The sequence below is a fragment of the Anatilimnocola aggregata genome (assembly GCF_007747655.1).
GTDB classification, from domain to species: Bacteria; Planctomycetota; Planctomycetia; order Pirellulales; family Pirellulaceae; genus Anatilimnocola; species Anatilimnocola aggregata.
The window spans coordinates 7470080-7485629 of the sequence record NZ_CP036274.1; the positions used below are offsets into that span (position 1 = coordinate 7470080).

At 56.5% G+C, this 15550-nt stretch carries 13 protein-coding genes; 12 read left to right on the top strand and 1 reads right to left on the bottom strand.

Features of this window, described 5'->3' with window-relative positions; translation table 11 throughout:
* Positions 1-17: 17 nt before the first annotated feature.
* Both ETAA8_RS28345 and ETAA8_RS28350 read left to right on the top strand, forming a co-directional pair.
* Positions 18-833, top strand: a complete 816-nt coding sequence (locus ETAA8_RS28345) for a DUF1214 domain-containing protein (RefSeq protein WP_145096801.1) — start codon at positions 18-20, stop codon at positions 831-833.
* Positions 834-1312: 479 nt separating this feature from the next.
* Complete coding sequence (locus ETAA8_RS28350) at positions 1313-2386, top strand: linear amide C-N hydrolase (protein ID WP_145096804.1); 1074 nt, start codon at positions 1313-1315, stop codon at positions 2384-2386.
* Positions 2387-2489: 103 nt separating this feature from the next.
* Here ETAA8_RS28350 and ETAA8_RS28355 read toward each other — a convergent pair whose 3' ends face one another.
* Positions 2490-4106, bottom strand: coding sequence for a sigma-54-dependent Fis family transcriptional regulator (locus ETAA8_RS28355; RefSeq protein ID WP_145096807.1), 1617 nt, complete (start codon positions 4104-4106; stop codon positions 2490-2492).
* Positions 4107-4333: 227 nt separating this feature from the next.
* Between ETAA8_RS28355 and ETAA8_RS28360 the strand changes: the two genes are divergently transcribed.
* The 10 genes from ETAA8_RS28360 (at position 4334) to ETAA8_RS28405 (ending at position 15543) form a co-directional block, all read left to right on the top strand.
* Positions 4334-4921 (top strand): carboxymuconolactone decarboxylase family protein, encoded by a 588-nt coding sequence (locus ETAA8_RS28360; RefSeq protein WP_145096810.1) that lies wholly within the window; start codon positions 4334-4336, stop codon positions 4919-4921.
* A 72-nt stretch (positions 4922-4993) separates the two neighbouring features.
* A complete protein-coding gene (locus ETAA8_RS28365; protein ID WP_145096813.1) occupies positions 4994-5956 on the top strand; it encodes an alpha/beta fold hydrolase in 963 nt (320 codons plus the stop codon).
* 128 nt (positions 5957-6084) lie between these two features.
* Complete coding sequence (locus tag ETAA8_RS28370) at positions 6085-6669, top strand: carboxymuconolactone decarboxylase family protein (protein ID WP_145096815.1); 585 nt, start codon at positions 6085-6087, stop codon at positions 6667-6669.
* 81 nt (positions 6670-6750) lie between these two features.
* Positions 6751-7212 carry a nuclear transport factor 2 family protein gene (locus ETAA8_RS28375; protein ID WP_145096818.1) on the top strand — a complete coding sequence of 154 codons (462 nt, stop codon included), beginning with the start codon at positions 6751-6753 and terminating at the stop codon, positions 7210-7212.
* Positions 7213-7281: 69 nt separating this feature from the next.
* Positions 7282-7914 (top strand): pyridoxamine 5'-phosphate oxidase family protein, encoded by a 633-nt coding sequence (locus ETAA8_RS28380; RefSeq protein ID WP_145096821.1) that lies wholly within the window; start codon positions 7282-7284, stop codon positions 7912-7914.
* Between the two features lie 456 nt (positions 7915-8370).
* A complete protein-coding gene (locus ETAA8_RS28385; RefSeq protein ID WP_145101038.1) occupies positions 8371-9288 on the top strand; it encodes a YHYH protein in 918 nt (305 codons plus the stop codon).
* A gap of 128 nt (positions 9289-9416) precedes the next feature.
* On the top strand, positions 9417-9947 hold the full coding sequence (locus ETAA8_RS28390) for a sigma-70 family RNA polymerase sigma factor (RefSeq protein WP_145096824.1): 531 nt from the start codon (positions 9417-9419) through the stop codon (positions 9945-9947).
* Positions 9944-11347 (top strand): FecR domain-containing protein, encoded by a 1404-nt coding sequence (locus ETAA8_RS28395; RefSeq protein WP_238397592.1) that lies wholly within the window; start codon positions 9944-9946, stop codon positions 11345-11347. The genes ETAA8_RS28390 and ETAA8_RS28395 overlap by 4 nt, the downstream gene beginning before the upstream one ends.
* Before the next feature lie 110 nt (positions 11348-11457).
* Positions 11458-14097, top strand: coding sequence for a PSD1 and planctomycete cytochrome C domain-containing protein (locus tag ETAA8_RS28400; protein ID WP_202921325.1), 2640 nt, complete (start codon positions 11458-11460; stop codon positions 14095-14097).
* A gap of 39 nt (positions 14098-14136) precedes the next feature.
* Positions 14137-15543, top strand: coding sequence for a DUF1501 domain-containing protein (locus ETAA8_RS28405; protein ID WP_145096830.1), 1407 nt, complete (start codon positions 14137-14139; stop codon positions 15541-15543).
* Positions 15544-15550: the final 7 nt, after the last annotated feature.

Here is a 15550-nt window from a genome sequence, read left to right on the forward strand (position 1 = left end):
CTCGCGGATCGTAAGGCTTGAGACGCTGGGAAGCCTCAAATCTGCCTTACGGATTCTCACGAGCAGGGCTAGCGCTGCACTTTTCGACCGACCATCGGCTCCGCCGCGCGCTGCACTATTCGACCGTCGTTTACATCGTCCCGGAGAAATACTTCGATCAACTGGGCGCCGTGCTTGATTCTGTGCCGCCACTTCCCGGGGAAGAGGCGCTCTACGGCCAGTTTCGCGTGCTGCTCGATTCCGCGGAGAAAGATCCGGCGATCAAGAAGGCGCTGGTCGATGTTGCAGTCGAAACCGAGCGCGGAGTACTCGAACCCTTCTTCGAATGGAACCGAAATGGCCGCCCTGCGGGCAACGGCTGGCATCGCTCGACCAACAACGCGCGGTTTGGCTTCGATTATTTCAATCGCACGGGAACCGCCAAGTCGAACATGTTCGACAACAAACCGGAAGAGACACAGTATCTGTACACCGACAACGACTCGGCCGGTGGATCACTCGATGGCAACCAGAGCTACGAAGTTACTTTTGCCGCCGGGCAGGAACCACCGGTGAGTGGGTTCTGGTCGCTGACACTCTATAATGAGCAGCACTTCTTCCATCCCAACGACTTGAAGCGCTACTCGTTGGGCACGAAGAACAAGAACCTCAAGCGCAACTCCGATGGTTCGCTCACGCTCTACGTCAACAAGGCTTCTCCGGGCAAGGACAAGGAATCAAACTGGCTGCCGGCTCCAGGGGGTCATTTTTCTCTGTACATTCGCGCCTATTGGGGCCAAAAAGGCATCCTCGATGGATCATGGAAACCGCCCGTCATTCGAAAGGTGAAATAGCGCATGATCGAAGTTACCCGGGTAACTTCGGAACACTGTCTTTGAGACCTCAACTCGCAAGTGCTTGTGCGATAGCGATTAGCGCCTTCGTCCGGTCGCCAAACGAACCCGATAAAAGTTCAATAGACGTCTGTCACCCCGACTTGAGCTTTTCACGGCTCGCAGCGGTTACTCGCGGAGAGCCGCTTTTCGTTGTGGGACAAGGGTTTGCAAGAATTGGCTCCTTGTTCAATCGACTGGTACCCGGAAGATCGATTTGGTATTACGGTAGCTGGAAGTTGAGGTGGCTTAATGGGATACGGAGTTCAAATCCCGCTTGAAGAGGCCGACTGATAAATTCGCGGATGTCAGTCTGGGGAGGCTCTGCACTTTCCGGTTGGGGCTCCATTCATCGGCCTTTGCTCAGCCGACAACGGAACAACTCGGCAGTCAATTGCTACCGCACGTCATCGATCAAACACCCGTTGGGCGAGGAAATCATGTGTCTAAGAATTGAGAGAATTGCCACGTCGAGTCGTCTTTCAGCGTTGCTGATCGTGGCTGCTGTGGCAGCGGTTTTGTCGAGTTTGCACTATGCGGAAGCCTGCACTCGCGCCATCTACTTCGGCAAGGAGGGGCAGACGGTTACCGGCCGGTCGATGGACTGGGTCGAGGATATGCACACCAATTTGTGGGTGTTCCCTCGTGGAATGAAACGCGATGGCGGCCTGGGGAAAGGGTCGCTGCAATGGACCAGCAAGTATGGCAGCGTCGTGGCCTCGGTTTACGAAGGCGGCAGCGCCGACGGCATGAACGAGAAAGGGTTCGTTGCGAACTTGTTGTACCTGGCTGAGTCCGAGTACCCCGCAGCCGATGACAAGCGGCCGGGTGTTTGTATCACCGCCTGGGCTCAGTACCTGCTCGACAACTTCGCGACGGTCTCGGAGGCGGTTGCTGAGGTCGAGAAAGAAGCATTCCGCATCGTTCCCGTCGTGGCACCGAACGGAGCGAAGGGAACCGTCCACATGGCCATATCCGACCCCACTGGTGACTCGGCCATCTTTGAGTATGTGCAAGGTAAGCTGGTTATTCACCACGCCCGGGAACACCAGGTCATGACGAACTCGCCAACCTACGACAAGCAACTCGCAATCAACGAATACTGGAAAGAGTTCGACGGAGCTGTGATGCTCCCGGGCACGGTCCGGGCTGCGGATCGCTTTGCACGGGCTTCGTATTACATCAACGCGTGCCAGCAGTCGGCGGATGCTCGTGAGGCAGTGGCCGCCGTGTTCAGTGTGATGCGAAACGTCAGCGTTCCTCGCGGTATTCGCAAGCAAGGAGCGCCCAACGTTTCATCAACGATTTGGCGAACGGCGGCCGACCAGAAGAACCGCGTCTACTTCTACGAAGACACTAACAGTCCGGGTGCCTTGTGGGTGAAGCTAGACAAAATTGACTTTCAAGCCAGTGCCGGCGTGCGTAAGTTGACTCTTGCCGGCAAGCTGGATGTCGTCGGGGATCAGACGGCGAATTTTGCGCCGAGCGAACCGTTCAAGTTTCTTGCACCGTAACTATTACCCGAAACACAAATCATTTTGCGATAAGAAGTTCAAGACAGGGTTGCCGTAAGGTGCAAGTTGTGCGGCAACTTGGATGGCTTGGCACGGTCAAGGTTCATGCATTCTTGATACCGAGGGACTTGATTCGGGAGTTGAGTGTTGTCGGTTTGACTCCCAGCAGCGCCGCTGCCCCATTGGCTCCGTAGACCTTGCCGTGACATTTCGACAGCGCGGCTTGGATGTTCGCGGCTTCAAGCGATCGCAGTTCCTCGTCGGTCAGAATGCGTTGAGGCGAAGGAGATTCTGAAAGCTCAGATTGCCGCTTTGCGGCAGTCGTCGGTAAATCAAATCGCAAGCGACCGTCAGCGGCAACGATACATGCCCTTTCCAATGAGTGTTGCAGTTCGCGCACGTTTCCGGGCCAGTCGTAGCGCTGAAGCTCCTGGACATTCGCCAGCGTCAGTCGTGGGCGAGGGCGTCCCAATTGACGAGCAAACCGATTGAGAAAGTGCTCCGCGAGCAATGGGATGTCTTCCACTCGCTTTCGCAGCGGCGGCAGTTCCATTGGGAACACGCTCAGTCGATAGAATAGATCCTGTCGAAAGCGACCCGCCTCAGATTCGGCTCGCAGATTGCGATTGGTCGCGGCGATGATGCGAACGTCGATCTTGCGAGTTCGTTCCTCCCCGATTCGCTCAATCTCCCCTTCCTGTAGAACTCGCAACAACTTGGCCTGCATGTCTAGCGGTATCTCGCCGACCTCATCCAGAAACAACGTGCCGCCATCGGCCAGTTCAAACCGACCGGCCCGATCCCGCAGCGCGCCGGTGAACGCACCTTTGGCGTGTCCGAAGAATTCGCTTTCGTAGAGTTCTCGTGGAATCGCCGCGCAATTGACTTTGATCAAAGGTCGTTGGGCTCGACGGCTAAGACGGTGAATCTCACGGGCGACGACTTCTTTTCCCGTGCCACTCTCCCCGAGGATCAAGACAGCGGCATTGGTGGGCGCGACGAGTTCGATCTGACGAGTCACCGCTTGTAGCGCCGGCGCCTGTCCGATCAAGTCGCCAAACATTGCCGCCTGCTGCACTTCCTCGCGAAGATACTCATTCTCCTGTTCGAGCCGCTTCTTCAGCGAGTTGATCTCTTCCAAAGCGCGCGCATTGGCGATGGAAGCGGCGAGATGATCGGCAATCATTCGCAGCCACTCGAAACACGAGTCGCCTGGCCGTTCGCGAGCGAAGAGTCCAAGCACGCCCAGCACTTCCCCTCGGTGGATTAAGGGATGTCCGACGAACGATGTGATGCGCTCGGCAGCGATCCAGTCCGGTGCGGCAACCCAAACTTGGTCTTGTTCCACGTTCGCGACTTCGAGCGACTGTCCCGTGGCAGCGATTTGCCCGACCTTTCGCACGCCGATGGGAAAACGACGAAATGCTCCATCGAGTCGTTGCCAATTCGCATTCGTGTCGGTGACCGATCTGCCGGAACTTGCCACCAGATGTAAGCAGCGTTCTCGGTTTGAGCACTCACTCGCCAAACGGCAGGCCGAACAATCGTTGGGCAGAGGCGGCTGTGTGAGCCAAATGCGAACGAGCGCCACCGAGGACGCTTCCGACAATCGCTGAACCGCCAGCGGAAGTAGTTCTGAGAATTGGTGGAGCGACGCGAGTTCGAGGAGGAGCCGTTTGGGATCACCGACGATTCCGGAACTTAGATGTTGGTTTGCCATACGGCCATTGTGACGAAATCTCGTCAACCATCAACGAGATATCGGTGAACAACGATATCTCGTTGATCTGTCTGGTTGGCCAATATGTTCGTAAGTCATTGCAATAAAGCGACTTGTAGCAATCCGGCGAGTGTGGCACGGAAAGTGACTTGTATGTCCCATCGGCCGCTGAACTGCTCGGCTGGCCAAAGAGGTCCATCAAATTCCGTTCTCGAAAGGTTTTGCACATGTCACGAATTCACCAGATCGTCCCTGAATCAGCTACCGGAAAAGCCAAGGAGCTGCTCGATGCCGTGAAGGGCAAGCTGGGATTGGTTCCCAACATGACCCGCGCGATGGCCAACGCTCCAGCGGTCCTGGAAGGTTATCTCTCGCTCAGCGGCGCGCTGGGCAAAGGAGCGCTGTCGGCGAAAGATCGCGAGCGGATCGCACTCGCCGTGGGGCAAGCAAACGGCTGTGAGTATTGCCTCGCCGCACATTCGACAATCGGCAAGATGGTCGGACTCACCGCAGATCAGATTTTGGATAGCCGCCGTGGGACATCCGTCGAATCGAAGTCCGCGGCGATTGTCCAGTTCGCTCGGCAGGTGTTGGACAAACAGGGACGCTTGAGTGACGCGGACCTTGCGGACGCTCGCATCGCGGGTCTTGACGATGCAGCCATTGCCGAAGTCGTGGGCAATGTCGCGCTGAACATCTTCACCAACTACTTCAACCACGTTGCCGCGACGGACATTGATTTCCCGAAGGCCGAACCAATCGTCGATCACCATGAGGTTTGTGCAACGATCCCAGGTTGCGATGAAACTCGCTAAGCATTTTCAACGCTCCGTTCGCTGAGCATCTCATTAAGTAAAAACAAACTAAGCCCCTTGGAGAAAGAAGCCATGAACCTGTTCCACAACTCCGTCGCCGTGCTGACTCTTACCACGATCATTGCGTATGGCTTGCCTGTCAAAGCCGCTGAGCCGCAATCACCGACGACGCAAGTGTTGCACCGTACGATCAAGGTCGACAACCTGGATATCTTTTACCGAGAGGCCGGGCCCAAGGACGGCCCCACCATCCTGCTGCTGCATGGCTTCCCGACTTCTTCCCACATGTTCCGGAATCTGATTCCGGCGTTGGCGGAGAAGTATCGCGTCGTTGCCCCGGATTACCCTGGCTTCGGCCATAGTTCGGCTCCGTCGGTCAACGAATTCGACTATACCTTCGACAACCTGGCGAACGTGATCGAGAAGTTCACCGAGAAGGTCGGCCTGAAGACGTATTCGATCTACTTGATGGACTATGGCGCCCCCGTGGGGTTCCGTCTCGCTGCAAAGCACCCGGAGCGGGTCGAAACGCTGATCGTGCAGAACGGTAACGCCTACGACGAAGGAATCGACAACGCATTCTGGAAGCCGATCAAGGCGTACTGGAAGGACCGCAGCAAGGACAAGGGCGACGGCCTGCGTTCGCTTTTGACTCTCGATGCAACGAAGTGGCAGTACACCGCTGGTGTCCGCAATGTGGAAACGATTAGCCCGGACACCTGGGGACATGTGCAGCCCCTCTTGGATCGACCCGGCAATCAAGAGATTCAACTCGCTATGTTCTTCAGCTACGGCAGCAACCCGCCGCTCTATCCGAAGTGGCAGGAATACTTCCGCAAGCACCAGCCACCGACGTTAATCGTCTGGGGCAAGAACGACCAAATCTTCCCTGCCGCCGGTGCATTTCCTTACAAGCGTGACCTGAAGAACTTGGAGTTTCACCTACTTGATACCGGGCATTTTGCCCTCGAAGAAGACGGAGCGGAAATCGCCACGCTGATCCGTGGCTTCCTCGGCAAGCAACTCACCAAGTAGCCCCTCGATTCCATCTACAACCACACCAACAAGACCTGTCTGTTCTTTCCGAATCGGGTAAAGCTGAGCCGAGCATGTTGCTCGCCTCAGATCACCCAAATGTCCTTGAATTCCTCTGGAGAAGTTCCATGCAACGCCTCATTTCCGTCAATCCTCAAGTCGCCACCGGCCGCACGAAGGAACTGCTCGACACGGTGCAGCAAGCCTTTGGCATGATCCCCAACACTGCCAGGGTCATGGCGAACTCGCCCGCGGTACTCGACAGCTTCCTTGCCTTTAGTACGGCAATGGGTGGAGCCGGAATCGGCACAAAGCTGCACAACCAATTGAAGCTCACGACCAGCGAAACGAATTCCTGTAGTTACTGCACGTCAATCCTGAGTGCCGTCGCTCCATCGGCGGGACTGACTGCCGACGACATTCTGGCAGGTCGCACCGGCAACTCCGAAGATCGCCGTACCAAGGCGGCGCTGGCGTTCGCAAGCGATGTGCTGGAAAGCCGGGGCAAGGTCAGTAACCAGCAACTCACAGCCGTTCGGGATCATGGTTTTGGCGATTCCGAAATTGTCGAGATCGTCGCCAGTGTGGTGCTGGGCTGTTTCACCAACTTTCTCAACAACGTGGCCGATACCGATCTCGATATTCCGAAAGCCGAACCAGTCGAAGCCTGCGCGACTTCGACGTGCGGCACAGAAGCTTGCTCCGCTCATTAACCATACGGACATTGACCGGATGCCTGACCTTCTTCAGGCATCCGGTTTACTTCGATCTCAGTTGATTACAAGGGAACTGCCATGACGATCATTCGGCCGCCATTTACTTTGGAGACCGCAACGGCCAAGGTCCGAGCCGCAGAAGATGCGTGGAACAGTCGCGATCCGCAGCGAGTGTCGATGGCCTATTCGGAAGATTCGGAGTGGCGCAATCGGGACCGATTTCTGCGTGGTCGCGATCAGATTCGAGAGTTTCTGACAACCAAATGGGACCGAGAACTCGACTACCGCCTTACCAAGTCATTGTGGAGTTTCACAGAGAATCGAATCGCCGTCCGGTTTCAGTACGAATACCACAATGTCCACGGTCAGTGGTTTCGGGCTTATGGTAATGAACTGTGGGAGTTTGACGATGAGGGGCTGATGCTGCGTCGAGAGGCGAGCATCAACGACCTGACGATCCAAGTCGCCGAACGCAAGTTTCACTGGCCCGCTCCGGGGCCACGACCTGCGGACGACTCGGGGATTCCCACCGTTCGATGAAAACAGCGCACCCTGTCATTCGGTAAGCGGTCCTCGCAACGAATCACCAAGAAACAAAGGCATCTTTCCATGCGACAATTTTCCAGCGATATCGCTTTTACTCCTGCGGTGAAGGGGATTCAGTCCGAAAAAGGATCTCGCTCCGGCTACGCCCGCATGGAAACAGGAGGGAGTTGGGAAACGACAGTGACCCCAGAACTCGAAGCGTTTTTGGCCGATCTGGATATGTTTTACCTGGGTACGGCGAACGCTGAGGGGCAGCCATATATCCAGTACCGAGGCGGTACCCCCGGCTTTCTCAAAAAGGTCGACGAGAAGACTCTTGGCTTCGCCGACTTCGGCGGCAATCGCCAGTACATCACGCTCGGCAATTTATCGGAGAACCCCAAGGCGTTCATCTTCCTAATGGACTACGTCCGCAGCCGACGAATCAAGCTCTGGGGCAAAGCCCGTGTCGTGGAAGACGATCCCGCGCTGCTCAACAGGCTGCGTGACTCAACCTACCCGGGCAAAGTCGAACGGGCCATCCTGTTCGAGATCGAGGCGTGGGATGTGAACTGCCCGCAGCACATCCACAAGCGATTCTCGCAGAAGCAGGTTGCTCCCATTATTGAACAGCTTCAGGCAAAGATCGCAGAACTGGAAATGAAGCTCACAACGCTGGAATCAGTTAGGGAAGGGAATACCCCGGGGCGTACTTGAAATTCTGTTCAACTGACTGAGCTCGCAAGTGCTTGGCCGCTGGCGCTCGTGCCTAGCCGCCGATCGAATGTGATCGGTGGCTTTTTTCGTGGGCATTTCGCAAACAAGGGCTTCTCTCGGAAAGTTCAATCAGCTCGGGCAATTTCGGCGAAGAATTCTTAAGTGGCTATTCTGTAAGCACTTGCGGAGTTTCACCGTCCACTATCCTTCGCCTGGTTCTACGCCAGTTCCATCGGAAGTACGAGCTTACCGAGGCGTCTAAGGAGCAGGGCAATAGACAGGAAGCCTTCCCAGCATTGGGAAGCCAGCAGAATTTATTGGAAATTCTGTCACGCCGACAGCGGTGTGCGGAGAGATATCCGTGAATAAGGCTTCGCCCCAGTAACTACGCCACGAGGGCGAAAGGGGCGTGGACCATCGAAGGCTTGATTGCCGTTTGAATTGGGGAACCAGAGCATGAGTATCAGCCGTCGTGATGTGATTACGGGAGCCGTCGGTGCGACAGTTGGCGCTGGAGTACTTTCCCTCATCGGACTTACAAATAGGGCAATGTCCGTTGACGAAGCTGCGTCAAAAATGAGCCTGCGAATGGAAGGAGACTTTCGAGTTCTTGAATCCAACGGTTTACCCGGGCACGCCATCGGTGACTTTCCTAATCGACACGATCCAGTCGCAGTCCGTCCTCAGTCGCATCAGCTGCGTATGCCGGCAAAGCCAATCCAGAACGAAAAGCCGATACCCATCAACATGTGGTGGTTCGGAGTTGCGGTGAATGGCGTCCCCTTCGATCCGTCTGGACCATTCTGGAATAGTGATGTTTCCGCTGGCTGGCAGTTTGAAGTCTTGCATCCGGCGAATTCGATTGCTTTAGGAATCGATCGAAACAATGCACATACACAAGGCGGAGGGATGTACCACTACCACGGAATGCCTGCAGGACTTCTGGCGAGCTTGATGAGTTTAGATCCCTCGCGCCGAATGATGTTGGTTGGATACGCTGCGGATGGATTTCCCATTTACGGACCGGAGTCGCCTGAGTCTCCGGGCGATCTGCAAAGCCCCATTCGCCGGCTACGATCGAGTTATCGACTCTCGGATGTCAAGCGAACCAGCGGGCCACTTGGAAAACCGGACGGACGATTCTGCGAAGACCACATCTACGAACCAGGATTCGGCGACCTGGACGAATGCAACGGACGGTTTGGATGCACGCCGGAGTTTCCTGACGGAACGTATTATTACGTTATCACGGACAGTTTTCCGTTCATTCCGCGACTTTACCGCGGCCAGCCTGACGCGAGCTTTACACACGGCCCGCCCCCGGGTGTGTCGCCGCCGATTCCGCAGGAATTACGAGCATATCGCGGTGCCTAGGGAGCGAGACACTCCGATGGGAGCCCTGGAATCAATGAGCAGGGTAAAGATTCTTTCAGAATCCTGTCACACTACTCCCACTTCGTGGAGAATCATGACAGCCACGATGGATCAGGACTGAAATTCAGATGCTCGATGAAGACCAACAAATTCGATTCACGCAACTTTGGACTGACGCTCAGCCGACGGTCAGTCAGTTCGTCGTGTCGCTGGTCAGAGATCCCTGGGCAGCCCGCGACATCGTGCAAGAGACATCGCTGGCCCTGCTGCGGAAGTTTGCCGAGTACGACGAGTCGAAACCGTTTCTTCCATGGGCGCTGGGAGTGGCGAAGTTTGAGATTTTGGGGCATCGCCGAGACGCGGCACGGGATCGGATGATCTGCGACTCGGTGTTTCTGGATCAATACACACAAGCCTGGGCGGACGTTGCGCCTCGCATCAGCAATGAGGCGGAAGCGCTGCGGCACTGTGTTGGCGAGCTGGCAGGGCGACCGCGAACGATCATTAAGATGCGATACGCCGAAGGTGAGACTTCTGAAACGATTGCCGAAAAATTGAACATCACGGCGGATAACGTGCGAACCATCCTGAAGCGGACGCGTGATGTGCTCCGGCAGTGCGTCGAGAGACACGTCGGCCTGCAAGGAGAATCAGCTTGAGCCAGCCAGATGACAAACTGCCGGCTGACGGAGCACCGTTCGATCGGCTGATGGAACAGTGGCTCGAGAGTTCGCTCGACGCGGGCCAGCAAGCCGAACTTTCAAATTGGCTGAAAGATCATCCGGAACAGATGCAGCGATTTGTCGAAGCCAATGTTCGTGAACAGATGCTGTGTGATGCCGCTCGCGGACTGCTTCTCTCGGACCAGGTTCACGAACTCACTCCGAGTTTGAACAAGCCACTGCGTTGGTCGACCAAGCGAATCGTGGTGGTTGCGGCCAGTGTTGCAGCCTGTTTGATATTCGCACTGTTTCTGTTGCAGAAGAGCGAACGAGGTGGACCGGCGATCGAACCCTCTGTGATCGAACCCTTTGCGTCGGTTGCAGCCATCGATCAGACAGATAGTGTGTTGCGGAATGGCGATCGCCTTGGCAATAAGACCATCGAGATTCAGCGCGGACTCATTCGTCTGCAATTTGATGATGGAGTGGAAGTCACATTGCAGGGGCCGGCCCGTTATGAATTGATCAGCCCGGGAAAAACACGATTGCACTCGGGCTTGCTGACGGCCACGGTTCCGCCCGGCGCGGAGGGCTTTCAAGTCAGCACGCCGACGGCCGAAGTTGTCGATCTCGGCACGGCCTTTGGAATCGAGATTGATTCTGAAGGGATTCCTGTGGTTTCGGTGTTCGACGGAAAAGTTGAGGTTACTCCGGCCGACAGCGGTGCTGGGCGACTGGTTCAGGAAGGTGAAGCGGTTCGCGTGACCCAACGTCATGAAATCCAGGCCGCGAAATTCGATGCCGATGTGTTTGAAAAGGTCTGGCCGGTTGCGTCGGGAGTTTCTGGTTCCACGGGTGCCTTCCGGTTTGCACCACACTGGCCTCGACCGATGGGGCTCGTTCAAAGTAACACGGATATTTTCGTCCTGCCGGAAGGCTACGCACGGATTCTGAGCGAGCCAATCCGCGTGAATGTCACTTCGCCTGGGAAGGTTCGTTTCGCTGCAGACTTGACAACGGCAGATATTCCGTCGGGCAAGCGTGTGAAGTCATTTCTTCTGCAATTCCGACCGCTGGATCAAAGGGACGAAGCGGGCCCGCCACAGTTGCAACCCAACCCCAATGAACTGAAACGCATCGTCGGCGAAATCACTTTCAATCGCCCTGTGTTGGGTCTGATTGTTGTCGGCGATGACCTGCGCGCAAGTGATGGGCTTTTCTCTAAACGTGGCGGGCAGTTTCCGCAGAAGGGGCGAGCACTGGAATTGTCCGGCACGCCGCGCGATGACACGATCACGCTGAGTGACGATCGTCGCACCGTGAAGCTTGATCTGGCAGCGTTTGGAATCTTTGGCGATCACGTTCGTGTGATCGTTGACCAGTCGTTGGAGAATTGAGGACGTCTATGAATACCAACCAACACCTGCTGACGCCGACGATGAATTGCGATTCCATAAGGTCTTGTCGTTTTCGATCCGCTTGTATAGTTGTCGCTCTGCTGCTGTGGATGATATCCAGTGACGCACTGGGACAGGAGAAGATCTCTCCAGAGCAGTTGCAGTTCTTTGAAGCGAAGATTCGCCCTGTGCTGGTCGACAAGTGCTACTCGTGTCACTCGGCAAAAGCGGGTGACGTTAAGGGAGGTCTGCTGCTGGACAGTCGCGAGGGGATTCGGCGCGGCGGGGATTCGGGGGCGGCTGTGGTACCGGGAAATCTGCAGGCCAGTCTGCTGATCTCCGCGATCCGATATGCGAACGACGATTTGAAGATGCCCCCTAAGGACGACGGCGGAAAACTTCCCGACAGCGTCATTGGCGACTTTGAGACCTGGGTGCGCATGGGTGCCCCCGATCCTCGCGACGGAGCATCGAAAGTCGTGACGCGATACGACACGTCGCAGGCGCGAAAATGGTGGTCTCTCCAGCGGCTTGAGTCTGTCACGGGGCCATCTACGACAATCGCGACACAATTTGCCAAGTGGCCGCAGTCAGACATTGATCGCTTTGTCGCAGCGCAGTGGGAACGAACCAAACTTTCGCCGGTGGCAGATGCTGAGCCGCTGGTTCTCTTGCGCCGACTGCGGTTTGATCTGACCGGGCTTCCTCCGAGCGATCAGGAGTGCGAAGACTTTTTGAATCGATGGTCATCGTCGGGTGATCGCGAGTCCCTGCTGAAAGAGACGGTTGATCGCTTGCTGGACTCGCGTGAATACGCGGAACGCTGGGGACGTCATTGGCTGGATGTCGCGCGCTACGCGGAGTCGTCGGGAAAAGATGCGAACCTTGTTTATCCGCATGCCTGGCGTTACCGCGATTACGTGATTGATTCGTTCGACAAAGACAAACCGTTCGACCAGTTCGTGCGCGAACAGATCGCTGGAGATTTGCTGCCTGCAAAGATGGATTCGCAGCGTGCAGAACAATTGATTGCCACTGCCTTTCTGGCGATTGGCGAGATCCCAATCAACGAGCGAAATCCGAAACAATTTGCCGTCGACCTGGCCGACGATCAGATTGCGGCGGTTGCGCAGGCGTTTCTCGGGCAGACCGTTGCCTGTGCGCGATGTCACGACCATCGGTTCGATCCCATTTCTCAACGCGACTACACTGCGCTGGCAGGCATCTTTCTCTCGACAGAAACCAAGTATGGAACGCCCGGCGCGGTGGGTGGGCGCAATCGTGCGGGATTGGTCGACCTACCAGCCCAAGCAGGTTTGCCGGTGGTCGCGAGTGGACTCAATGCCGCCGAAATCCAACAGAAGCAGCAGAAACTAGAGCGACTCCAGCAACAACAACGTTCTGCACGGGCTCAACGCGCGAATGGTGGCAAGCCCACCGATGGACTCTCCGACTTCGACGTGGTTCGGATCAGTACTCAAGTGTCGCAACTGGAATTCGAATTGAGTTTCGTCAACGAGGATGGATCGGCAAAAGCTTTGGCGATGGGCGTCAGCGACCGACCCAACTCAGCGCCGCAAGCTCGTCGACCTGGCCCGGGTCGTCCGATGCCAGGTGGTCGGCCCAGTGGTGCTGGCCCAGCAAGGCCAATGCCGCCGGACGGTCCACGACAACCCGGCGGTCCGAAGCAGCAACCGGGCGAGCCAATGGCGGGAAGTCCGGCTGGACGACGCATGCAATCCAGCGGCTTTGAGGCCATCGCCGATAGTCCGTTGTTCCTCCGCGGCAGCATCGAGAATGTGGGCGAAGCTGTTCCGCGAGGTGTTCCGGGGCTGCTCGGTACAGGAACAGATCTTCTGATTCGCCAGGGCAGCGGTCGGCTCGAATTGGCCAATGCACTTGTGTCGGCAGAGAACACGCTGACTTCGCGAGTGATCGTGAACCGAGTATGGCACTGGCTGTTCGGACGCGGGCTTGTCGAGAGCGTTGATAACTTTGGGACCACCGGCGCTCAGCCAACTCATCCGGAGTTGCTGGACTATCTGGCGGCTCGATTTGTCCGCAATGGATGGTCCATCAAACAGCTGATCCGCGAGATTACTCTCAGCCGCGTCTATCGCCTGTCATCCAACTACGACGAGACATGCTTCGCGGCCGATCCCGACAATACCATGTTGTGGCGACACAATTCGCGACGGCTGGAAGCGGAAGAAATCCGCGATGGCATTATGACGGCCTCGGGACGGCTTAATCGACAGCCTCAGCCAGGTTCGCTCATCGGTCGAGCTGGCGATGGACCCATCGGTGGCGAGCGTTTTCAAGCGGTGACTCTGCAACAGATCGAAGGCGCGAACAACAACTTCCGCTCCATCTACCTGCCGGCAACTCGCAGCCTGACGCCGGCAGTGCTGTTTGCGTTTGACCCGCCCGACACTTCGGCCACCGATGGAGCGCGCGACGCCACGAATGTGCCGTCGCAGGCGCTGTTCATGTTGAACAGCGATTTCGTGGCGGAGCAATCGCAGGCTCTGGCGGATATTGTGCTGAAGGCATACCCAGCGGCAACTCCTCTGGCTTCGTTCAAAGAAAGACTGCGGTTCGTATTCCGCCGAATCCTCAATCGCGATCCTTCCGAGACCGAATCGATGGCCGCTGAGACTCTGGTGAAGGCAACTGGTAACTCCCGCGCGGCGTGGACCAGCGTCGTTCGCGGATTGTTCGGATCGGCGGAGTTCCGTTTCCTTGATTGAATTGCAGTCTCTCTCAGGACTTTTCAAAAGGGTGACATCATGAATGATTCGAAAACCTGTTCGAGAGTCAGCACGCTCTTCACACGGCGCGATGTGCTTCAGACGACCGGGTGCGGTTTTGGTTGGCTGGCGTTTTCCGCCCTGGCTGGCACGCAGGCATCACTTGACGCACAAACGGCAGACAACGGATCGCCTCTGGCTCCGAAGAAAACTCCGCTGAAACCCCGAGCCAAACGAGTGATCTTTCTCTGCATGAGCGGCGCTCCGTCTCACGTGGACCTGCTGGACTACAAACCTCAACTGAATCGTGACTCCGGAAAGCCGGGGCCTCGTCCCGGATCGAAGTGGCTGGGGTCTAAATGGAAGTTTTCTCAGCACGGGCAGAGTGGCTTGTGGATGTCGGAGTTGCTTCCGCAGCTGGCAAAACATGCCGATCGAATGTGTGTGGTTTCATCTATGCAAACCGACCAGCCGGCGCACCCTCAAGCCTTCATCAAGTTGCATACGGGAACTGCCCAGTTTGTTCGACCTTCCCTCGGTGCATGGACCTTGTATGGGCTGGGAACCGAAAACCAGAATCTACCGGGATTTGTCAGTTTGACGCCTCCGAGCGGCTTTGGTGGAGCGACGAACTATGGCAGTTCGTTTCTACCAGCCGTCTATCAGGGAACGCGTGTTGGGCAAAGTGATCGCCCAATTCGATACGCAAGCGTTCCGAATCTGACCGCCAAACGTACCGATGTCGATCAGCGAAAGGAATTGGATTTCATTCAGTCGCTCAACCGCGAAAAGTTGAACCGCGACTCATTCAATCCAGCCGTGGATGGCGTGATTCAATCCTACGAACTGGCGTTCCGCATGCAGCGAGAAATGCCGGAGGTACTGAATCTGTCTCGTGAAACGGAAGCGACTCAGCAGGCTTATGGCATTGGTTCAGAGCAGTGCGACGATATGGGGCGCAAATGCTTGCTCGCGCGGCGCATGGTCGAAGCAGGCGTGCGCTTTGTCGAGATCACTCATGGCAACTGGGATCATCATTTCAATCTCAACGCCAAACTCAAGCAGAGTTGTGATGAGGTCGATCAACCGATCGCCGCGCTACTGGCCGATCTGGCCCAACGAGACCTTTTAAGAGACACGTTGGTTGTCTGGACTGGCGAGTTCGGTCGCACGCCATACGCCGAAGGTCAGGAAGGTCGCGATCACAATACAAAAGCCTTTTCGATGTGGATGGCGGGCGGCGGCGTGAAGCCCGGCATCGCTTACGGACGGAGCGATGACTACGGCTACGAAGCCGTTGAGAACCCGGTCCAGATCGCAGACCTCCACGCCACCATGCTGGCCATTCTGGGCCTGGACCACAAATCGCTCACCCACCGCCACGCTGGCCGCGATTTCCGACTCACCGATGTAAAGGGTAATGTCATCAGCGACATCATGGCGTGAGAAGTTG